The 20,861-nt window shown below is 66.6% G+C and carries 19 protein-coding genes; 6 read left to right on the top strand and 13 right to left on the bottom strand.

The features are described from left to right. Positions 1-100: 100 nt before the first annotated feature. Complete coding sequence (locus JIM95_RS04320; RefSeq protein WP_248113036.1) at positions 101-1,975, top strand: phosphoenolpyruvate carboxykinase (GTP); 1,875 nt, start codon at positions 101-103, stop codon at positions 1,973-1,975. A 401-nt stretch (positions 1,976-2,376) separates the two neighbouring features. Here the strand turns inward: JIM95_RS04320 and JIM95_RS04315 are convergent, their stop codons facing one another. Genes JIM95_RS04315 through JIM95_RS04300 form a run of 4 tightly spaced genes read right to left on the bottom strand, consistent with a single transcriptional unit; the run spans position 2,377 to position 5,722 of the window. Next, positions 2,377-4,371 carry a heavy metal translocating P-type ATPase gene (locus JIM95_RS04315; RefSeq protein WP_200258452.1) on the bottom strand — a complete coding sequence of 665 codons (1,995 nt, stop codon included), beginning with the start codon at positions 4,369-4,371 and terminating at the stop codon, positions 2,377-2,379. After that, positions 4,368-4,709, bottom strand: a complete 342-nt coding sequence (locus tag JIM95_RS04310; RefSeq protein WP_200258454.1) for an ArsR/SmtB family transcription factor — start codon at positions 4,707-4,709, stop codon at positions 4,368-4,370. Before JIM95_RS04310 ends, JIM95_RS04315 begins: the two co-directional genes overlap by 4 nt. A 17-nt stretch (positions 4,710-4,726) precedes the next feature. After that, positions 4,727-5,236, bottom strand: a complete 510-nt coding sequence (locus tag JIM95_RS04305) for an NUDIX hydrolase (RefSeq protein WP_200258456.1) — start codon at positions 5,234-5,236, stop codon at positions 4,727-4,729. A gap of 9 nt (positions 5,237-5,245) precedes the next feature. Next, on the bottom strand, positions 5,246-5,722 hold the full coding sequence (locus JIM95_RS04300) for an SdpI family protein (protein WP_200258458.1): 477 nt from the start codon (positions 5,720-5,722) through the stop codon (positions 5,246-5,248). A gap of 340 nt (positions 5,723-6,062) precedes the next feature. Between JIM95_RS04300 and JIM95_RS04295 the strand changes: the two genes are divergently transcribed. The 3 genes from JIM95_RS04295 (at position 6,063) to leuS (ending at position 11,262) form a co-directional block, all read left to right on the top strand. Beyond that, on the top strand, positions 6,063-7,313 hold the full coding sequence (locus JIM95_RS04295) for a dicarboxylate/amino acid:cation symporter (RefSeq protein WP_200258460.1): 1,251 nt from the start codon (positions 6,063-6,065) through the stop codon (positions 7,311-7,313). Between the two features lie 156 nt (positions 7,314-7,469). After that, positions 7,470-8,321, top strand: a complete 852-nt coding sequence (locus JIM95_RS04290) for a serine hydrolase (protein WP_200258473.1) — start codon at positions 7,470-7,472, stop codon at positions 8,319-8,321. 67 nt (positions 8,322-8,388) lie between these two features. Then, positions 8,389-11,262, top strand: a complete 2,874-nt coding sequence (leuS, locus tag JIM95_RS04285) for a leucine--tRNA ligase (RefSeq protein ID WP_200258483.1) — start codon at positions 8,389-8,391, stop codon at positions 11,260-11,262. A gap of 86 nt (positions 11,263-11,348) precedes the next feature. Here leuS and JIM95_RS04280 read toward each other — a convergent pair whose 3' ends face one another. The 7 genes from JIM95_RS04280 to JIM95_RS04250 all read right to left on the bottom strand — a co-directional run bounded on the left by JIM95_RS04280 (position 11,349) and on the right by JIM95_RS04250 (position 17,870). After that, positions 11,349-12,278, bottom strand: coding sequence for a hypothetical protein (locus tag JIM95_RS04280; protein WP_200258485.1), 930 nt, complete (start codon positions 12,276-12,278; stop codon positions 11,349-11,351). A 247-nt stretch (positions 12,279-12,525) separates the two neighbouring features. After that, positions 12,526-13,524, bottom strand: coding sequence for an ArsA family ATPase (locus tag JIM95_RS04275; protein WP_200258493.1), 999 nt, complete (start codon positions 13,522-13,524; stop codon positions 12,526-12,528). Beyond that, a complete protein-coding gene (locus tag JIM95_RS04270) occupies positions 13,515-13,790 on the bottom strand; it encodes a cory-CC-star protein (RefSeq protein ID WP_248232394.1) in 276 nt (91 codons plus the stop codon). Before JIM95_RS04270 ends, JIM95_RS04275 begins: the two co-directional genes overlap by 10 nt. 1 nt (position 13,791) lies before the next feature. Continuing rightward, a complete protein-coding gene (locus JIM95_RS04265) occupies positions 13,792-15,516 on the bottom strand; it encodes a carbon starvation CstA family protein (protein WP_200258494.1) in 1,725 nt (574 codons plus the stop codon). A 224-nt stretch (positions 15,517-15,740) separates the two neighbouring features. Continuing rightward, positions 15,741-16,550: an Fpg/Nei family DNA glycosylase gene (locus JIM95_RS04260; protein ID WP_200258495.1), complete on the bottom strand. Its 810-nt coding sequence runs from the start codon at positions 16,548-16,550 to the stop codon at positions 15,741-15,743. Between the two features lie 163 nt (positions 16,551-16,713). Further along, the gene (locus tag JIM95_RS04255; RefSeq protein WP_200258497.1) at positions 16,714-16,983 is read right to left on the bottom strand and encodes a hypothetical protein; all 270 of its coding nucleotides are present in this window, start codon (positions 16,981-16,983) and stop codon (positions 16,714-16,716) included. Positions 16,984-17,000: 17 nt separating this feature from the next. Then, positions 17,001-17,870, bottom strand: coding sequence for a siderophore-interacting protein (locus tag JIM95_RS04250; RefSeq protein WP_200258499.1), 870 nt, complete (start codon positions 17,868-17,870; stop codon positions 17,001-17,003). 136 nt (positions 17,871-18,006) lie between these two features. On the opposite strand from JIM95_RS04250, the gene trhO reads away from it, so the two are divergent. Beyond that, positions 18,007-18,918, top strand: coding sequence for an oxygen-dependent tRNA uridine(34) hydroxylase TrhO (gene trhO / locus JIM95_RS04245; protein WP_200258501.1), 912 nt, complete (start codon positions 18,007-18,009; stop codon positions 18,916-18,918). A gap of 92 nt (positions 18,919-19,010) precedes the next feature. Further along, positions 19,011-19,313, top strand: coding sequence for an antibiotic biosynthesis monooxygenase family protein (locus JIM95_RS04240; protein ID WP_200258503.1), 303 nt, complete (start codon positions 19,011-19,013; stop codon positions 19,311-19,313). A 3-nt stretch (positions 19,314-19,316) separates the two neighbouring features. Here JIM95_RS04240 and JIM95_RS04235 read toward each other — a convergent pair whose 3' ends face one another. Both JIM95_RS04235 and JIM95_RS04230 read right to left on the bottom strand, forming a co-directional pair. Continuing rightward, positions 19,317-19,799: a hypothetical protein gene (locus JIM95_RS04235; RefSeq protein ID WP_248113027.1), complete on the bottom strand. Its 483-nt coding sequence runs from the start codon at positions 19,797-19,799 to the stop codon at positions 19,317-19,319. A 79-nt stretch (positions 19,800-19,878) separates the two neighbouring features. Further along, complete coding sequence (locus tag JIM95_RS04230; protein ID WP_200258511.1) at positions 19,879-20,829, bottom strand: universal stress protein; 951 nt, start codon at positions 20,827-20,829, stop codon at positions 19,879-19,881. Between the last annotated feature and the right edge of the window lie 32 nt (positions 20,830-20,861).

Raw genomic sequence — 20,861 nt, 5'->3', positions numbered from 1 at the left:
TGATAGACTAAAAATGAAATACGGGGGTGCGAACTCTCGCGGGTTTCCGGTTCGGGATCCGACACGCCGCCCCCGCCACCCCAGGAGAAAGGTGACCACCGTGACCACAACCGACTGCAGGACAGTGCTCGAGGAAGCAGGCGTCCACAATCAGCACATCATCGACTTCGTCAGTGAATGGACTGCGATCCTGGAGCCCGATTCCATCGAGGTCATCTCCGCTGCCGATGATCAGAGACTGATCGACTCCGCGCTCGCGGACGACGAGATCCAGCCCGCCGGCGAGGGTCGCTACTACTCCCGGAGCTACCACAAGGACACCGCCCGGACGGAGGAGAAGACCGTCGTCGCCACCCACGACCCGGCGGACCGGGGCGAGTACAACAACTGGCGGGATGCCGCGGAGGTCACCGCCGAACAGAAGGAGAAGATGACGGGCGCGTACCGGGGCAAGACGATGTACGTCCTCCCCTACCTGATGAGTCCGAAGGACTCCCCGTTCGCCCCGTGGGCCGCCGGTGTCGAGCTCACCGACAACCGGACCGTCTGCCTGCACATGATCCGGATGGCCCGGGTCGGGATCGACTACCTCAGCGATCTCGAGGACCCGGACCACTTCGTCCGGGCCGTCCACGTCACCGGAGACCTGGAGAACCTCGGCCAGGGCACCGATGACGACCAGCGCTGCTTCGCCACGGTGGCCGACGAGCGCACCATCCTCCACTACGGCTCCTCATACGGCGGCAACGCACTGCTCGGAAAGATCGCTCACGGCCTGCGGCAGGCCTGCTACGACGGCTGGGCCTCCGGGGAGTTCCTCGCCGAGCAGTTCATGCTCATCGGAATCCACGACAAGGTCACCGGTGAACACCGCTACATCTGCGGCGGGTTCCCGTCCGCCTCCGGCAAGACGAACCTCGCCATGATGCTTCCCCCGGACGGCCTGGGGGACCGCTACGAGGTGTTCTTCTACGGCGACGACATCGTGTGGCTGCGGGTGGGGGTCGACGGCCGTCTCTACGGCATGAACCCGGAGTTCGGTGCCTTCGGCGTCGCACCCAACACGAACCGCAACACCAACCCGACCGCGATCGACGCCATCGACGAGGGCACCGGAACGCTCTTCACCAACGTCGCCTACAACACGAAGACCCACCAGGTGTGGTGGGAGGGTATGACCCCGGACTACCCGGAGGACCTGGATGGATGGCTGGACTGGAAGGGTGAGCCGATCGCCGACCGCCCCGTCGAGCACCAGCGTTCAGACGCGAAGGGTGATGAATGGGCACACCCCAATTCCCGCTTCACCACCACGCTGGCCAACGTCCCCAACGTCGCACCCAACTACGAGGTGCCCGGGGGTGTACCGGTCGACGCCGTGATCTTCGGTGGCCGTGTCCGCGACCGGGAGCCGCTGATCCGTGCCTTCCGTGATCCGGCCGAGGGCGTCTACGACGGACTCACCCTCGGGGCCGAAGCCACCGCGGCCGCGGAAGGCAAGGCCGGACAACTCCGCTATGATCCAATGTCCATGCGCCCGTTCATGGCGTACCCGGAGGGACGCTACGCGCAGCACTGGCTGAACATCTTCGACAAGGCCAGGGAGGTCGGCGGCGACAGTGCACTGCCGGTGTTCGCGCACGTCAACTGGTTCCAGCGTGGGGAGGACGGACGCTACATGTGGCCCGGATACCGCGACAACCTGCGTGCTCTGCTCTGGCTGCTCGACTACAAGGACGGCAAGGTCGAGGGAACCGAGACCCCTGTCGGCCTGATCCCGAGGATCGAGGAGCTGGACCTCACCGGTTTCACCGGTGACCGCGACGATCTCGAGGCGGTTCTCACGATCGACCGCGATCTGTGGCTCAGGGAGATGGACTCCCGTGCCGAGCACCTGTCCCGTTTCGAGGGGCTTCCGGAGAGGATCTGGGAGGCGCACCGTCGGGTCGAGAAGAACCTGAAGGATTCGGAGTAGAGGCCGGACACCACAGCGGCTGATTTATACCGAACGATAGAGATCCCCGAGGTGGGTGGGTGCGGCAGCTCCGCATTTCCACACACCTCGGCGTCTGTCACGACCGGAGCCCGGGTCCGACCCGGGCTCCGGTCGTGTGTGCGGCGGGGCTCCTCCCGCGCCCGCCCCCGTATCCGGGTTGCTCGGCCGCGACGGAAGGGACGGTCCGGCAGGGTTCAGGACCGCGGGATTGCGGGTACCGCTTCCGCCCGTCCTGTCCCGGCGTCTGCACGGGTGGCATCTGTATCAATCCGGAAAGTACACACCTCGCCCGCCCGTCCGGGTCCGACGTCCCGGACGGGTGCGTTCCGGTGGACTCTCCTCCGTACCGGAACGGGAGGATCCGCGCTGGATCGATGGCCCTACTCGTCCGCGCAGCAGGAGCAGTCCCCGGCCGTCCGGCTCTCCCGCCCGGGAGAGCCGGACGGGGAGGACTCATCGGGAACCGGAACCACGCGGGGCGTGGGCTCTCCCTTCTTCCCGGTTCGGGCCGCCCGTAGGCCGTTCGCGATGATCACGATCTCGGCCGCCTCGTGGATGAACACGATGGTGGCCAGTCCCAGGACGCCGGTGAGCGCCAACGGTGGGAGAACGGTGATGACCGCGAGCGCGAGTGCGATGTTCTGGTTCATGATCGAATGGCCCCGCCGTGCGTGACGGATGGCACCGGGGAGCAGTGTCAGGCTGTGCCCGGTGAAGGCGATGTCGGCGGATTCGATGGCCGCGTCCGTACCTGTCGCACCCATTGCGATCCCGATGTCGGCCGACGCCAGGGCGGGGGCGTCGTTGATTCCGTCGCCCACCATCGCCCAGCCGCGACCCGTCACCGCCCGGGCCTTGTCCTCTGGAAGGAGTTCGGCCCGCACGTCGGTGATTCCCGCGTCGCGCGCCAGTGCCGCGGCGGTCCGGCTGTTGTCACCGGTGAGCATCGTCACCCGCAGTCCCATGTCACGGAGGGCCTCCACCGTTTCGGCGGACTCGGTTCGGAGGGGATCGATGATCCCGATGATTCCCACGGGTGCGTCATCCACCCGGACAACCACGACGGTCGTACCGGCGGATTCGAGTTCGTCGATGCGTGGCGCCATGTCCCCCGGGTCCACGAAGCGGGGACTTCCGACGGTGACGAGACGGCCCGCCACCCTGGCCCGCATTCCGTGACCGGCGATCTCCTCGACGTCGAGCGCCTCGGGGAGAGCACGGTTCTCCGTGGCCCGCAGGATTGCTCCGGCGAGGGGATGGGTGCTGTGCTGCTCCACCGCGGCGGCGAGGACGAGGGTTTCGCCCGAGCCGTCCGTGCACACGACGGTAGGCGTGTTTCGGGTCAGTGTGCCGGTCTTGTCGAAGGCGATGCGGTCAACGGCACCGAAGCGTTCGAATGCCGCACCGGACTTGATGATCACGCCGAAGCGGCTGGCGGCGCCGATCGCCGAGATGACGGTGACGGGCACCGCGATCGCCAGCGCACAGGGTGATGCCGCGACAAGGACGATCAGCGCTCGTTCGATCCACACGGACGGGTCCCCGAGCAGGGAACCGATGGCCGCGACCGCCACCGCGATGATCAGGACACCGGGAACCAGTGGTCGGGCGACCCGGTCGGCCATCCGTGCCCGGGCGCCCTTCTCCGCCTGGGCCCGGGTGACGAGGGAGACGATCGTGGTCAGGGAGTTGTCGGTTCCGGGCGCGTCTGCGTGGACCTCGAGGGGTGAGCCGACCGCGATGGAACCCGCGGGTGCCGCGTCCCCCGGTCCGACGTTCACCGGGATGGATTCGCCGGTGACCGCGGAGGTGTCCAGGGAGCCCTCGCCGCGGGACACGGTGCCGTCGGTGGGCACCCGCTCCCCCGGTCGGACGATCACGGTGTCGCCGGCGACGAGTTCGGTGATGCCTATCGTCTCAGGTGCCGTTCCCCGGCGCACGGTCACGGTCTCCGGGATGAGGCTCACGAGGCTGCGGAGCCCGGCTCTGGCCCGCGCCATGGCCTTCTCCTCGAGGGCCTCGGCTATGGAGAACAGGAATGCGAGTGCGGCGGCTTCGCCGACATAGCCGAGGGCCACGGAACCGATTGCGCTGACGGTCATGAGGAGGCCGATGCCCAGTCGTCCGCCTCCGGACCCGGTGATGAATCTGCGCACGGACTGCGGGATGAACGTCGATCCACCGAGGGCCAGCCCGACCCAGAAAAAGGCGGGGTGGGCGAGGTGGCCGAGCAGCAGCGCCACCCCGGAGAGCAGCGGGATCACGAGCGTCGGATCGCGCCACCACGGGGTTCCCGGTTCGTCCCGGGAGATGAGCAGCTCACCGGCCGTCCCGTCTGGCGTGGTGTCTTCGCCGCCGCAGCATGCGTCGCTCATCGGTTCGCCTCCACGGGGGTCTTGTTGAGGCAGGTCTCCGAATCGTCACATACGGTGAGGACGATCCGGGTCATGTTACGTAGACTCTCGGCGAGTTCGGGGCCGGCGAGAACGTAGCGGACCTTCCGGCCTTCGGGGTGGGTGCGGACTAGTCCGCAGTCCCGCAGGCAGGCGAGGTGATTCGAGACGTTCGCCCGGGACAGTCCGAGTTGTTCGGCGAGCTGTGCCGGATAGTGGTTTCCGTCCAGGATCGCGAGGAGCAGTCGGCAGCGGGTCGGGTCGGCGAGTGCCCGACCGAGGCGGACGAGCGCCTGTTCGTGGGCTTCAATATGGCTCATGCCCCGAATGATACACGCTAGGCTGAACTATCGGGAGGGGTGCCGACCCGGGTGGGGCCGCCAGCGAGGGCGGCTGTGATCGTCTGCCGGAACCGTTCGGACAACTCGGGCAGCCGATCGACGGGGAACCAGCGGGCGTCGGTGTTCTCGTCGTCCGCCGCGTGCGCGCACCCGGAATCCCCCACCACCCGGCACAGGAGCGCGGTGTCCATGTATGAGGCGACGTCGCCGTTCGGGTAGGTGACGGGACCCACCGCCCGGACCCACAGGACCCGCTCCACCTCAGCTTCGACACCGGTTTCCTCGGTGATTTCCCGGACCGCGGTGACGTCGGGTTGTTCACCGGGCTCGGCGATTCCGGTGACCGGGGTCCACGCCCCGGTGTCGGCCCGCCGTACGAGCAGCACCTCCGGAGGCTGACCGGGATCGGCTGCCGGACGGAGAACGACGGCCGTCACCCCCGGCAACCAGAGAGGGGCGTGGCTGATCCGCTCGCGCAGATCGAGGATGAAGTCCGGGGTCGGCACGGGGAGAACCTACCTCCCGTCGGCCTGACTCGCGGCACGTCGCACGGCGTCGAGATCGACAGCCGGTTGCGTGGTGGATTGATCGTCGGCGCCTCCGCCGCAGCACCCGCCGCCGGACGAGCAGCCGTCACCTTCCCCGGCGTTCCGGTTGGCCGCGACATCCGCGGCGGCCGCGACCCGCGCACCGAGGCCCGCACCTGCGCCGACGAACACCAGTCCGGCGATCACGGCGATCACGGGCAGGAGCCACATCCAACCCGTCGCACCGAAACTGATGACGGCACCGACGAGAGTGAGTATGCCGCCGGCGATCCACAGCGGCCCGGCGGCCCGGTGCGCGAGTACCCAGACATCCTCCGACTTCCGCACCTCGGCGACGTGGATGCCGAGGACCGGATTGCCCGGGAGCCTACCGGTCCACCCGAGCACTCCCGTGATGAGCAGGAGCAGCGCGAGAACGAGCAGGACAACGGAGATCACGATCATGTCCCCAGTCTAATCCCCGGACATCCGGGAACCACGATCATCTCTCCCGTGCAACCTCCTCCGGGGCGTGCCCGGCGGAGCCGGGACCGACGCCGGGCACCACGGCACGCCGCGCGCCGCGGGAAAACATTGGTGTGTGCTGGACCTGATCCCGTATCGTAAGTTGCAGATGTCGAAAATCTGTGACTTCACACAGCTCCGACTCAGCCCACGCCTGTGTATCCCGGTCGGTTCCTCGACCGTGGTGGCCACCGGCGCCGGGTCCCCCGATCCGTCCCGGATCGCCGTGAAAGACCGGCGATCCGGTGCACCGGAACACCCACCGACCTAGGTAGAACACATGGACTTTAAGAGACTGTCTTCCTCACTGCTGTTCAAGATCATCGTCGCGATCATTCTCGGCATCATCTGCAGCTTCTTCTTCCCGGATTCGCTCGCCCGCGTCTTCGTCACCTTCAACGAGCTGTTCGGCAACTTCCTCGGATTCTTCATCCCGGTGCTGATCTTCGCCCTGATCACGCCCGCCATCGCGGGCCTGGGTCGGGGCGCGGGCAAGTGGCTCGCCGTGACGACGGGCATCGCCTACGGATCGACGGTCTTCGCCGGTCTGCTCGCGTTCGGGGCATCCGCGCTGCTGTACCCCTCCCTGCTCCAGCACCAGGAGATGGTCGATGCCGTGGATGTCGGTGAGGGTGCACTGAGCAGCTACTTCTCCATCGAGATGCCTGCTCCCTTCGGCGTCATGACGGCGCTGCTGCTGGCCTTCACCCTCGGCGTCGCGATGACGGCGGTCAAGAGCGACACGCTGTACAACACGGTCCGTGATCTCGAGCGCGTGATCATGCGGGTCATCGCGCGGTTCATCATCCCGCTGCTGCCCCTCTTCATCTTCGGTCTGTTCCTGTCCATGGGCATGAACGGCAACCTGACCTCCACGCTCACGTCCTTCGGCACCGTGCTGATCATCGCCATCCTCATGACCTTCATCCTCCTAGTCATCCAGTTCGCGATCGCCGGCGCGGTCGCGGGGCGGAATCCCGTGCGTGCGTTCCTCAACATGCTGCCCGCGTACGGCACCGCCCTCGGTACCTCCTCGTCCGCCGCGACGATCCCGGTCACCTACGCCTGCACGAAGCGCAACGGCGTCGCCCCGACGGTCGCCGGTTTCACCGTCCCGCTGTGCGCCACCACGCACCTGTCGGGTTCCATGCTGAAGATCTCCCTGTTCGCCTTCGCGATCATGTACATGAACGACATGGAGCTGACCTTCCCGATGGCGATCGGCTTCATCCTGATGCTCGGCATCACGATGGTCGCCGCGCCGGGTGTCCCCGGCGGCGCGATCATGGCCGCCACCGGTCTGCTCGCCTCCATGCTCGGCTTCAATGACGAGCAGGTCGCCCTGATGATCGCGGCCTACATCGCCATCGACTCCTTCGGCACCGCCTGCAACGTCACCGGCGACGGCGCGATCGCCATGGTCGTGAACAAGCTCGCCAAGGGTCAGATCTCCCGCTCGGAGCAGCAGGAGACCCTCGGCTACGAGGTGGACATCATCGAGGAGGACGAGCAGCTCGAATCCGAGATCTAGAAGATCCGGGCACCCGCCCGCCGCCCTCCGCCCCGCCCGCCCGACGTCCCCGTGGACTCCGGGCGGGCATCGGCGTTCCGGGGGTGTTTCACGTGAAACACCCCCGGAGTCCGGTACCGACCCGTATCACCGTGCTTTCGACCTATCATGTGTCGGGTGACCAAGACTCGAACGCTATTAGCCTCGCTGCTCGCCGCGGCCTGTGGCACCCTGGTGCCCCCGAGCGCCGGAGCGCTCACGCTCGACCCGTGGTCGGTACCGGGCCGGACCGAGATCAGCGTCCGGAATACCGACGGCACGGTGTTCAGCATCCGGGGCAACCGTCCCGGACCGGCGCTCTCGCTGGCGAAGCTCTATCTCGCGTACGGGGTTCTCGCGGCCGGGGATCCCGCGGACCGGGACGCGGTGACGCACATGATCCGGACGTCCGATGATCTGACCGCCGCGCGTCTCTCCGCGAAACACCCGACCGCGATCGCGGACACCATCGACCGTTTCGGTCTCCACGGGAGCCAGGCCGGCCCGGACTGGGGATCCGGTGTGACTACCACCGATGACGTCGTCCGGTTCCTCACGGCGGTGCGTGACGACCCGACGGCCGCCCCGATCATCGACGCCATGGCGACCGCGAGCCCCGTCGCGGCGGACGGCTACCACCAGAACTACGGGACCGCCACGCTTCCGGGCGCCTGGGCCACGAAGTTCGGTTGGTCCGACGACGGAACCATCAACGCGACCGGCACCTACGGGAACGGATGGACCGCCGCGGCCCGCACCTATGGTCCACCGGATCAGCTCACCCGGGACATCCACGTCGCCGTGGGCGAATCCCCCGCCCCACAGGCGGCGGAGCCTGCGGGACCACCGCCCGGATCCGGTTCGTGGGCCATCACCGGCGCGCAGCTGAAGCACCAGGTGCGGTGTGCGGACCCCCTCAACATCCGGAAGGTGGTACCTGACGCGATACTCATCCCGACGATGCTGGCGTCCGCGTTACCCCGCTGCTGACCGGATCCCCGGGACCGGACCCCGGCCCATGCTGATCGACGTGCGGGACGGCTATAGACTGTTTCCCATGACTAAACCGAGCGAGACTCCCGCACACCGTTACACCGCGGAGCTGGCGGGCAGCATTGAACGCACCTGGCAGAACCACTGGCGTGAACACGGCACCTTCAACGCGCCGAACCCGGTCGGCGATCTCGCCCCGGCGGACGGTGCGGATCTTCCGGAGGACAAGCTCTTCGTGCAGGACATGTTCCCCTTCCCCTCCGGGGCGGGGCTGCACGTCGGACACCCCCTCGGCTACATCGCGACCGACGTCTACGGCCGCTACAACCGCATGCTCGGGAAGAACGTGCTGCACACCCTCGGGTACGACGCCTTCGGGCTGCCCGCCGAGCAGTACGCGATCCAGACGGGAACCCATCCACGGATCAAGACGCAGGAATCCATCGACAACATGGAACGCCAGCTCGGACGTCTCGGTCTCGGCCACGATCGCCGACGCGTGATCGCCACGACGGACACCGACTACTACCGCTGGACGCAGTGGATCTTCCTGCAGATCTTCAACTCCTTCTTCGATCCGGCGCAGGGCAAGGCCCGCCCGATCGCCGAGCTCACCCCACTGCTCGAGTCCGGTGAACTCCCCGTGCCCGCGGAGCTGGCGGAGAAGTTCGGCACCTCCGACTTCACCGGTCTCGACCGGGTCCAGCGTGCCGAGGTCGTCGACACCTACCGTCTGGTCTACCGCTCCAACTCCACCGTCAACTGGTGCCCCGGGCTCGGCACCGTCCTGGCGAACGAGGAGGTCACCTCCGACGGCAAGTCCGAGCGCGGCAATTACCCCGTCTTCCGCAAGAATCTCTCCCAGTGGATGATGCGGATCACCGCCTACTCGGACCGTCTCATCGACGATCTCGATCTGCTGGACTGGCCGGAGAAGGTCAAGTCCATGCAGCGCAACTGGATCGGCCGCTCCCGTGGTGCCGAGGTCACCTTCGACGCAGGCGGTCACGCCATCGACGTGTTCACCACCCGCCCCGACACCCTGTTCGGTGCCACGTACGTCGTGCTCGCACCGGAGCATGAACTCGTCGACGTCCTCGTCGCCGAGGGAACGGGCTCCTATGAGGGCATCGACGAGCGCTGGACCTTCGGCCAGTCCTCCCCCGCCGGGGCCGTCGCCGCGTACCGTTCCGCCATCGCCGCCAAGTCGGATCTCGAGCGTCAGGAGAACAAGGAGAAGACCGGTGTGTTCACCGGTTCCTATGCCACCAACCCGGTCAACGGTGAGCAGGTTCCCGTGTTCATCGCCGACTACGTGCTCACCGGATACGGTACGGGTGCCATCATGGCCGTTCCCGCACACGACGACCGCGACCACGAGTTCGCGACCGTCTTCGGGCTACCGATCCTCGAGGTCGTCGCCGGCGGCGACGTCACCGAGGCAGCCTTCACCGGAGAAGGAACGGCCGTGAACTCGGCGAACAGCGACGGTCTGGACATCAACGGTCTCGGACTCGCCGAGGCGAAGGCGAAGACCATCACCTGGCTCGAGGAACAGGGCACCGGCCGGGGCACCATCCAGTACAAGCTCCGTGACTGGCTCTTCGCCCGCCAGCGCTACTGGGGCGAACCCTTCCCCATCGTCTACGACGCGGACGGTGTCGCACACGCCCTGCCCGAGTCGATGCTCCCCGTCGAGCTGCCCGAGGTGGACGACTACCGCCCGGTGTCCTTCGACCCGGAGGACGCCGACAGTGAGCCGCACCCGCCCCTGGCGAAGGCCGGTGAGTGGGTGGAGGTCGAACTCGATCTCGGAGACGGACCCAAGACCTACACGCGCGACACCAACGTCATGCCCCAGTGGGCGGGTTCGTCGTGGTACCAGCTCCGGTACATCGATCCGACCAACTCCGGGGCCTTCTGTGCCCCGGAGAACGAGGCGTACTGGACCGGGCCGCGCCCCGCGGAACACGGTGCGAAGGACCCGGGCGGAGTCGATCTCTACGTCGGTGGTGTGGAGCATGCCGTGCTGCACCTGCTGTACTCCCGGTTCTGGCACAAGGTCCTCTTCGACCTCGGCCATGTCAGCTCTCTCGAGCCCTACCGGCACCTGTTCAACCAGGGCTACATCCAGGCCTACGCCTACACCGATGACCGTGGCGTCTATGTCCCCGCGGCCGAGGTCGAGGAGATCGACGGTGAGTTCTTCCACGACGGCCAGCGGGTCAACCGCGAGTACGGAAAGATGGGCAAGTCCCTGAAGAACTCCGTCTCCCCCGATGAGATCTGCGACAACTACGGTGCGGACACCCTGCGCGTCTACGAGATGGCCATGGGTCCCCTCGACGCATCCCGCCCGTGGGCCACGAAGGACGTCATCGGCGCGCACCGGTTCCTGCAGCGCCTGTGGCGCCTCGCGATCGACGAGAACACCGGCGATCCCATCGTCACCGACGCCGCCCTCACCGACGATGACAACCGCGCCCTGCACCGCACCGTCGCCGGTGTCCGTGAGGACTACGCGGAGCTGCGGGACAACACTGTGGTCGCGAAGCTCATCGAGTACGTCAACCACCTCACCAAGTCGTACCCGTCGGGCGCGCCGCGCGCGGCCGTCGAGCCCCTCGTGCAGATGGTCGCCCCCATCGCCCCGCACATCGCCGAGGAACTCTGGAAGCGCCTCGGCCACGATGCCACGATCACCTACACCGACTTCCCGACCTTCGACGAGAAGTGGCTCAGCGACGATTCGGTCGAGCTTCCCGTTCAGGTCAACGGCAAGGTCCGTGGACGGGTCACCGTCGCCGTGGACGCCCCGAAGGAGGACATCATCGCCGCCGCGAAGGCCGAGTCCAACGTCGCCGGGCACATCGACGGCAAGACAGTGGTCAAGGAGATCGTCGTTCCCGGTCGCCTGGTCAACCTCGTGGTGAAGTAATCTGCGGGACCGTTCCGAGCGGCTCCGGACCCCGGGACAGGGGATTCCGTCTCGGGGTCCGGCTGTGTCGGTCGGTCGGTGTGGCCCTAGTCGCCTGCGCCGCCGAGAAGTGAGGCGAACGTCCACTCCGAATTGATGGCGTGGGCCAGGTACTCCATCAGTCGCCTGAGGTAGAGCTCCTCGGGACCGTGGTCGGGTACCCGCTGTTCGATGACCCGGAGGGCCACCGTCAGCGGCGTCCCGTCGCTCGGTACCTGCGGCAACGCCTGGCCCCGGTAGGCCGCGAAGAAGAAGTAGGGGTCGCAGCGGGTCAGATCGGTGACCGTCGGCCACACCCGGGGATCCGCGAGCCGGGCGAGGAACGTGCTGGCCGTATCCGTCAACCAGGGCTGTGAGGTGGGGCTCCCGGTGAAGAACAGATCCAGTTTCCCCACGGGATAGAAGCTCAGGCACGGATCCCAGCGCACGGCGTCCCGGCACGGAACCAGGGAGTCGAACAGTTCCCCGAACTGGAAGGGAAGGTCGCCGCTGACGGCGACCTCCCACGGAACGCCCAGTTCCCCCCGGCCCATGATGTAGGTCCGGCCGTTGATCCGGTAGTCCATGCTGCCCTCGTCGTTGAAGATCAGCCAGAACAGCAGACGCTGCTCGAAGAGGACGCCGGACAGCGTGAGGCAGAAGACCCGGAGCTGTTCCAGCGCACAGTGGGTCCGGGGCGAGTGCAGGGCCGGACCCCCCGAAGCGGGATCGGTGGCGAGCAGTTCGTCGACGGCCCACAGATGCAGCAACGCCTCCTCGAGGCAGGTCACCGGAACATGGTGCCCCGTCGTCGCCAGGACGAGTGCCGCCTCTCCCCGGGTTTCGCGGGCGGGCATCGCCGCGAGTTCGTCACGATCGAGGACCGGCCAGTTCTCGAGCGGATCCCGGCCGGTGGCGAACAGCTGCATCGCACCGTGGAAGGTGGGTCCGGCGGTGAATTCCAGCATCCAGTCGATGTCGCGGGGAACGATGATCACGGGGGTCCGTTCTTGGGTCAGGCCCGTGCCGGAAGGAGTAAAAAGGATCCGGGGGGCTGGTTGGTACGCTGTTCATCCACTGATTCGTCCAGTGAAAAACACAGTGAGTGGAATCACTAACTTCTCCCGCTTAAATTAGCCGACCCTTGCCTTACTTCCAAGAGTTGAGCGGGAATTCCCCGGAAACTGTCAGGTGACGCTCTAAGTATCGCTGGTGGGAGCGGATTCCGGCTGATTCCCGCCCCGACTAGAGCTGCTCCCCCAACGCCGTCAGGGCGGCGCGCGAGGCCGCCTCACCGGGCAGCAACGGCAGTTCAATGACCGGCAGATCCGGCAGCCGCGTGCCCAGCAGCCGCACGAAGCCGTCCTCGAGTGCGGCCCGGGCGGCGAGGAACTCCCCCTGGTTCCGTGGTGAACGGCGGTTGACCACGCACGCGGCGACCGCCACCCCGGTACCGGTCAGCTCCGCGTGCAGTTCCACCGTCTCGAGGACGGGCATGCGTTCCGCGGTGAGCACGATGACGAAGGAACAGGTCCCGGGATCGGTCAGAGTGTCCCGGAAGCGGCCGAACAGTCGCCTACGCTCCTCCAGGATCTCCCGCAGTCGATCATTGCGCCGGTGTACCGGATCCGTCGAGGTCCCGGTGGCACCTCGGGCGCCGAGAAGATCGCGGTCCCGCCGGGATGCGGGCCCCAACGCGTCAGCGGCCTCGGCGAGTTTCTCCGCCTTCGCCCGTCGGCCCAGCAACCCGTCCGTCCACGCGGCCATCATCTCCGGCAGCGCCATCAGTCTCGCGGTGTGTCCGGAGGGTGCGGTGTCGACGATTACGTGGTCGTACTCCGCCACCGAAACGTCCACGATACGGGCGATCCGCTCCAGAATCGCCGCCTCGTGGGTGCCCGGGGACCCGGCCGCGAGCCTGAGGTGGCGGGAGGCCTCGGCGTGCAGGTGCCGGGGCATCATCTCGTGCATGGTTCCCTCTACCCGTGCGAGGTGTGCGGCGGTTGTCGCGGCCGGGTCGATCTCCACGGCCGCGAGCCCGGCGTCGAGGTCGGTGACGCGGTCCCCGATCCGGGTGTCCCAGAGGTGACCGAGGTTGTGGGCCGGGTCAGTGGACACGAGCAGTACCCGGCGACCGCGCCGGGCGAGCGTCGCCGCCGTCGCCGAGGCGAGGGTCGTCTTCCCCACCCCGCCCTTCCCACCGAAGAACACGACCCGGTGGCCGTCGATGAGTTCTAGCAGCATGACAGGCCCTCGACCGGTGAGCGCTCCATTCCCATGCGCCTGTGCCAGTCGTGGAAGCGGTCGTACATCACCGGGAGAAGTTCGAGGGTGTGGTGGCTGGCGGGGTTCGGCACCCCGAGCGCCTCCCCCATGACGAGCACCATGAACAGGTCATCCTCGTCCCGCGCGGCCCGTCGGAGAGTCGCCCGGTACGGGCCGGTGTAGAACTCGGCCAGCCCGTCGGACAGTGCACGCAGTCGGATTCGCAGGTCACCGATCCGGGCCACGTCACTGCACCCGCGCCGGGGTGTCGCTGTCGTCCGTGACCTCGGTGGCTTCGTCGAATTCGGCGTCGGTGATCGCCGGCGAATTCATGGCGTCCCGCATGGCGCGGACTGATTCGGCCACGACCCAGACCGCGGCGACGAGGATGATGAGGTCGAGGATGAGCAGCATCCAGTTCCCGGCGGTGTAGAACGTCCCGAGCTGGATGACCAGGGCCCACACGGATACGGCCATGACGAAGACCATCGGGACGAGCACCACCTTGTAGGGCCGACGGAGACGGATCAGGATGATGCAGAGGATGCAGAGCGTGAGCGTGGCCATGAGCTGGTTCGTCGTGCCGAACAGGGGCCAGATGGCGAGCCCACCGGAACCGTCTCCACCGGAGGAGAAGGTCAGGCCGAGTGCGACGACGAGGACGATGACCGTGGCGACGATGTTGGACAGCTTCACACCGAGATGATCCCCGATCTCCTGGACCACCAGGCGCTGGAGCCTGACTCCCGTGTCCATCGTGGTTGCGGCGAAGAGCACCGCCATCGTGGCGAGGATCGTGGCGGAGAGGGACGACGGCAGGCCGAGCCCGGCGTGGATGATGCCGGAGCCGCCCTCGACGAAGGCACCGACGCTGCCCTTGCCGAACGCGGAGTAGACCTCACGCCACTGGGTGACCGTCTGGTACCCGGCGCAGGTGGCGATGATCGCCCCGAGGGCGAGCAGTCCCTCGCCGACGGCCCCGAAGTAGCCGACGAAGCGTTCGTCGGTCTCCAGGTCGATCTGCTTGGACGAGGTTCCGGAGGAGACCAGCCCGTGGAAGCCGGAGATCGCACCGCAGGCGATGGTGACGAACAGCAGCGGGATCATCGACGGAGTGCCCTCGGGCAGCTGGGTGTTGAATGTCGGGGCGACGACGGTCGGCAGGGAGAGCGCGATGGAGCCGTAGAGGATGATGAGCCCGACGAACAGCTGCAGACCGTTGATGTAGTCCCGTGGTTGGAGCAGCACCCACACCGGCAGCAGCGAGGCGACACCGGCGTAGAGGAAGAGGACGACGATCCAGAAACCGTTCGGATTGAGGCCGAGGATGGTCTCCGGGAGGACGACCGGGATCGAGTTGCCGATGACCATGAGGGCGTAGAGGGCGATGACACCGACGAGAGAGACCGGCGGAAGGTTCCACTTCAGACGGTAGATGGCCTGACCGATGAGCAGCGCGACGATGATTGCGCCCCAGGTGGGGATCACCGAGGTCGGGGTGCTCACGAGCAGCTTCGCGATGACCACCGCGAACGCGGCGTTCACCATGAGCAGCAGCAGGAAGATGATCATCAGGAAGAGGTTGCGGCCGTTCCGTCCGATGTATCTGCCCGACAGTGTCCCGATACTCTGTCCGCGGTGCCGGCCGGAGGCCCACAGTGCTCCGAAATCGTGCATTCCGGCGATGAATACGGTGCCGATCGTGACCCACAGGAATGCCGGGACCCAACCCCAGATCACCGCGATGGCCGGCCCGACGATGGGTGCGGCGCCGGCGACCGAGGTGAAGTGGTGCCCCCAGAGCACGTACTTGTTGGTGGGGACGTAGTCGACGCCGTCCTCCAGAGCGTGTGCGGGTGTCCGGAACGACGCGTTGAGTTTGTAGATCCGGGAACCGAGATACCTGGAGTAGAGGAAATATCCGCCGAGCATCATGGCGACGCCGATGACGGCGAGGAAGAGTGCGTTCATGGTGGGGATCTTTCCGTGTGGGCGCAATCGTCCTCACGGAGCGGATGCGTGGGTGGCCGGCGAGGGGGATACCCCCGGGGGATAGGGTGCATTAGATCACATATGGCGCATGTGGAACAGGTCTCCCCGGAAAAACAACACGACGGGGGTGCTTCACCGGATCGTCCGTGGTCCGGTTCCGTGTTCCGGTGGCCGGACACGGGGTCGACGGGTCTCCGGAGAGCTCACCCCTGGCAGCGGGGGCACCAGAAGAGGTTCCGACCCTCCAGGACGGTGGTCTCGACGGGCGTGCCGCAGACGTGGCACGGTTGCGCCGCACGTCGGTACACGTAGACCTCTCCCCCGTGGTCGTCCTCGCGTGGTTCCCGGTGCATCGCCTCCGGGGTGTGCTCGGGACGCACCGTGTCGATCCGTCCGTCCCGCACACCCGCATTCATGAGTTCGACGAGATCCGCCCAGATGGCGTCGAACCCGTTCCGGTCGAGGCACCTTCCGGGTGTGCGGGGATCGAGGCCGAGGCGGAAGAGGACCTCTGCACGGTAGATGTTGCCCACACCCGCGAACAGCTTCTGGTCCATCATGAGTGCCCCGATGGACTTTCCCGACCTGTGGACCCGGGTCCAGGTGGGTTCGGGGTCGGCGTCGGGTCGCAGGGGGTCGGCTCCGAGCCTGGCGACGGCTGCGTCACGTTCGTCGTCGGTGATCAGTCGGCACCACTGGGGGCCGCGGAGATCGGCGGCGGTGATTCCGTCGGTGATGCGGAGTCGTACCTGGCCGGTCGGCGCGGCGTACGGGGTGAAGCGCAATCCACCGATGAGTCCGAGGTGAATGTGGACGATGTGCTCGGGAGCGTCGTGGTCCACGTCGATGAAGAGCTGCTTTCCCCAGGCTTCGGCCAGGTCGATGCGGTGACCGTCGAGGCGTGCCGCCTCATCGGCGAAGCGCCCCTGGGGTGAGGAGAACTCCAGCCGTGTGTCCCCGAAGGTGGTGGTGAGGCGTTCCGCGAGCCGGTGGATGACGTGGCCTTCAGGCATGATTGTCCGTTTTCAGTGTGAGTTGGGGCTGGTCGATCTGCTCGGTACGGCGTGCGCCGTCCCACTTTTGTCCACGAGGACTCCGTTTATGCTGTTCAAAAAATCGACTGTGCCAACGATTGGAGAAGAAATATTTACAGGTAGCGATAATTGTCCATCAAGGCTATCCGTTCGTCGGGCGCTGGTCGGCGAGAAAACACACGATCAGGGCACAGAGGGTGACAACGACGGCGAACGCCACCGGGCCACGAACGAGCAGCCAGAGAGAAAGCAGGAAGAAGGCCGCCCCTATGAGCCACAGGACGGCCCGGAGATGCGGTACGGACGGCAGCATCGGATGCGTCGACGGTCTCAGGTACTCGGTGGTGCCCCGGTATCCCGCGAAGAGAATGCCACCGAGGAGAACAACCATGGGCAACAGCAGAGGGTCCATACGGTGACCCTACCGAATCAACCTCGCTCCCTACCCAGCCGCCAGTACCCGGAGAAGAAGATCTTCCTGCGGTCCATCCCGCACTCCTTCGTCAGGTGACGGCGCAGGGAGGTCGCGATCGACTGTTCGCCGCAGATCCACGCATAGGTGAGATTCTCGATCCTGACCGGAAGGGCGTCGATCGCCGCGATTCCCGCTTCGGGGGCGTCGGCGAGGGGGGCGGTCAGCCGCGTGCAGGACGCGAGCCCGGACACGATTTCGCCCAGGTCCGGATCCAGGAGGTCATCGGAATCCGCGATGACGAGGGCGTGCGTCCGGGCCCGCGCCGGTTCGTCAAGTGACTCGATGATGGCGGACAGGGCCGGAACCGCGGTCGAGTCGGCGACGAGGAGTTGGGGGCCGGCGGGCGGCCGATAGGCCGCGGAGAGGAACCGGACCCCGACCTCGTCACCCTTCTCCGCGCTGATGGCCCAGGCGGACCCCGGGCCCGAATCACCGTGGGTGACGATGTCGATGATCATCTCCCCGTGGCGGGGGTGCAGCTCCCGGATCGTGTAATAGCGCATGGAGGGGCGGACGTCCTCATCGACGGCGGCGAGGGCGGCCCGTGGATTGAGGACCGTCGGATCCGGCATCACGAGGTGTTTGCCGGGCTGCGGCATGATGAGTGCGACGTACTCGTCCGGTCCCGCGCTCTCGAGGCCCTTGAACTCGGGGGCGCTGAGGGTGATCCGCCTGAGTTGCGGCGCGAGCGGGGTGGCGTCCGCGACCGTCGCCCGGACGAGCTCCTCGCGGATTCCGGGGTCGGCGGGCATCGCCATGGTGCGTCTCATCACCGCCGACATGGTCTTCATGGTTGTCAGGTAGAGGGTGTTCTTCCACGACATGGCTGCAACGGGCCTTTCTCATCGGGTGCGGGAACACCGGCAGCGCCGGGAACCAGGTCAGCCAAGGCTATCCGATGTTCCCGAAATGTGCAGGCTGCGTGCAATAGTCCGGGAAAGGGTGACTAGACTTCCTCTCGTGGCCATCAGCAAGATTCTCCTCTACTACCGCTTCACCCCGATCCCGGATCCCACGGCGGTGATGTTGTGGCAGCGCACGCTCTGTGAATCACTGGAACTGACCGGGCGGATCCTCATCTCACGGCACGGCATCAACGGCACGGTCGGCGGCGAACTGACCGCCGTCAAGCGGTACATCCGCGCGACCCGTTCCTATCCGGGTTTCCGGGACATGGAGTTCAAGTTCTCCGAGGGGTCCGCCGCGGACTTCCCGAGGCTGAGCGTCAAGGTCCGCGACGAGCTCGTCGCCTTCGGTGCCCCCGACGATCTCGATGTCGATGAGAACGGCGTCGTGGGCGGTGGTGTGCACCTGAGGCCCGAGGAGGTCAACGAGCTGGTCGACACCCGCGGTGACGAGGTCGTCTTCTTCGACGGCCGCAATACCATGGAGGCCGGGATCGGCCGGTTCCGCGACGCGATCGTCCCGGACGTGGAGACAACCCACGATTTCATCGACGAGATCGATTCAGGTAAGTATGACGACCTGAAGGACCGCCCCGTGGTGACCTACTGCACCGGCGGTGTGCGCTGCGAGGTGCTCAGTGCACTGCTGAAGAAGCGGGGCTTCCGGGAGGTGTACCAGATCGACGGCGGGATCGTCCGCTACGGGGAGACGTACGGGAACGCCGGGCTCTGGGAAGGGTCCCTCTACGTCTTCGACCGGCGGATGCACATGGAATTCGGGGACGCGACCGACCACAACTTCGTTCAGATCGGCCGGTGCATCCACTGTTCCGGTGGGACGAACACCTACCGGAACTGTGCGAATCAGGAGTGCCGCCGGCAGGTCCTCATCTGTGACGACTGCGCGGCGACGCGGCCCGGTTCCCACTGCACCGACTGTCGGCGGGCGGTGCCCGCGGGCGCCTGAGCACCGTCCCGGGGTGTGTGTCCACGCGGTGCGCGGCTGCAACCGTGCTTCATTTCCTGCGTCGTGCGGTTTCCCGGAGTAGGTTGGTGAGCATGAGCATAATAAAGATCAACGCGATCACCGTCCCCGAGGGCAGGGGTGCCGAACTGGAGAAGCGCTTCGCGGCGCGGAAGCACACGGTCGACAACTCCCCCGGTTTCGAGGGGTTCCAGCTGCTTCGTCCGGTTGCGGGCGAGGAGCGGTACTTCGTGATCACCCGCTGGGCCGATGAGGAATCGTTCGTCGCGTGGCGCGACGGCGACGCCCGGAAGGCGCACGCCGGAGAGAAGAAGGAACCCGTAGCCACGGGTGCCGAACTGCTCGAGTTCGAGATCGCTCTCGAAGCCAGGCCCTAGATTTCAGGAAGACCCGATCACGGCCATGGTTCCCACCCCCGTGATCCAGGCGAGGGTGAACAACATGAGCGGCCAGAGCGCGGCCAACCAGGGGCGCCAGCGCTCGTAGCGCGCCCAGCGGCGGTAGGTGATCCAGGCGGTACCGAGTGTGCCGCCCAGGGTCACCGTTCCCGGGATGACCGGGAAGAGGATCTCGTAGGTGCGGGAGCAGATCCAGGATGACGTACCCGCGTCACAGAGTGGCCCGCCCTGCGTGCGGGAGATCATCGCGACGACGAACGCCGTGAGAAAGGTCAACGGGGGGACCGCCAGGGCGTAGACGATCGCCTGCCTGGTCGATGAGTTGTTGCGCTCGAGCCGCAGCAGGGGATCCGCCTCGTAATCCAGGGCGGAAGCGCCCTTCCGTGGTGCATTGTCGAGGACGGGATCGAGGTGAATACGCCGATCCCGGTCATCGTCCCCTGCCCCCTTCTGGGTGTCACTCACTACGTCCCCTCCTTCCGGATCTCCTGATCGGTCACCCCCGACGATAGTCGTGTTCGGGCGCGCTGTGTGGGTGGGTGGATCACTGGCCGTGTGCCGGCTGGATGATCGCCGGGATGCGGGAGTGGCGGAGAATCTCGTTCGTGCTCGATCCGATGAACACCCGCTCGAGCGACCCCATGAGGGCTGATCCGAGATAGAGCAGATCACCCTTCTTCCACTTCACGGACTCGACGGCCCCCGACCAGCCCCATCCTGACCCGATCTCGGTGTCGACGCTGATCTCCGGATGCCTGTCCAGTGCCGCGTCACGGGCCTGATCGAGGATCGCCAGGGTGTGTTCCCGCCATTCGACGAGAATCTCGGATTCCAGGTCGGTGGTGCTCTTCACCGGCGAATCGGCGACTCCCTCCGGAGCGAAGGACACGATCCGCAGCGGTACCCCCCACCGGGACGCGAGATCGGCGGCGTCGACGAGGAAGCTCCGGTCGTTCTCCGAGTCGATGAATGCGCAGTTGATGCGCGTCACCCCGTGCCGGGAGAGTTTCGGTGCCCGGGGCGTGAGCCCCAGGGGCCGGGGAGAAGAGTGCAGGAGAGCATCTGCCGTGGAGCCGGCCATGAACCGTCGCTTCGGCGCTGATCCGTGGGAGCCGAGGAGGACGACGTCGGCCTTGAATTCGTCGGCCGCCTGCGTCAGGATCGCCGTCTCCGAGGGGCCGTCGGCGAACACGGACACAGTCTTGTCCCACATCGAGTCGGGGAGCCCCGCCGCGGTGAAAGCCTTGCACACCCGCGATTCACACGCCGCGGCTTCCTTCTTGCGCCATTTCCTGTACTTTCCGCCGAGGCGACTCAGGGATGAGGACGGCCAGGGCCGGGTGAACGCGGTGACAGCGCGTACCTGGATGGTCGTGGTCCGCGCCAACCATGCCGCGAACTCGACTGCTTCAGTCCCCGAAGCGTCCGGGCGCCACGCGACGAGAACGCGAATCGGCGGGGAGGTGTCCTCCGGTTCAGCGTTGTTCTTCGGCATGCGGTTGCAGGGTCCTCGGGGCTCGGGCCACG

It is taken from the genome of Corynebacterium antarcticum (genome assembly GCF_016595285.2).
Classification (GTDB): domain Bacteria; phylum Actinomycetota; class Actinomycetes; order Mycobacteriales; family Mycobacteriaceae; genus Corynebacterium; species Corynebacterium antarcticum.
This window is presented reverse-complemented; position numbering and strand designations above follow the sequence as displayed.

Excerpts from the sequence above, each read along its gene's own strand:
- JIM95_RS04295 (WP_200258460.1), top strand. The coding sequence starts at position 6,063 with ATGGACTTTAAGAGACTGTCTTCCTCACTGCTGTTCAAGATCATCGTC.
- JIM95_RS04260 (WP_200258495.1), bottom strand. The coding sequence starts at position 16,550 with ATGCCTGAAGGCCACGTCATCCACCGGCTCGCGGAACGCCTCACCACC.
- JIM95_RS04310 (WP_200258454.1), bottom strand. The coding sequence starts at position 4,709 with ATGAGCCATATTGAAGCCCACGAACAGGCGCTCGTCCGCCTCGGTCGG.
- JIM95_RS04250 (WP_200258499.1), bottom strand. The coding sequence starts at position 17,870 with ATGTCGTGGAAGAACACCCTCTACCTGACAACCATGAAGACCATGTCG.
- JIM95_RS04265 (WP_200258494.1), bottom strand. The coding sequence starts at position 15,516 with ATGAACGCACTCTTCCTCGCCGTCATCGGCGTCGCCATGATGCTCGGC.
- JIM95_RS04255 (WP_200258497.1), bottom strand. The coding sequence starts at position 16,983 with ATGGACCCTCTGCTGTTGCCCATGGTTGTTCTCCTCGGTGGCATTCTC.
- leuS (WP_200258483.1), top strand. The coding sequence starts at position 8,389 with ATGACTAAACCGAGCGAGACTCCCGCACACCGTTACACCGCGGAGCTG.
- JIM95_RS04240 (WP_200258503.1), top strand. The coding sequence starts at position 19,011 with ATGAGCATAATAAAGATCAACGCGATCACCGTCCCCGAGGGCAGGGGT.
- JIM95_RS04275 (WP_200258493.1), bottom strand. The coding sequence starts at position 13,524 with ATGCTGCTAGAACTCATCGACGGCCACCGGGTCGTGTTCTTCGGTGGG.
- JIM95_RS04230 (WP_200258511.1), bottom strand. The coding sequence starts at position 20,829 with ATGCCGAAGAACAACGCTGAACCGGAGGACACCTCCCCGCCGATTCGC.
- JIM95_RS04315 (WP_200258452.1), bottom strand. The coding sequence starts at position 4,371 with ATGAGCGACGCATGCTGCGGCGGCGAAGACACCACGCCAGACGGGACG.
- JIM95_RS04300 (WP_200258458.1), bottom strand. The coding sequence starts at position 5,722 with ATGATCGTGATCTCCGTTGTCCTGCTCGTTCTCGCGCTGCTCCTGCTC.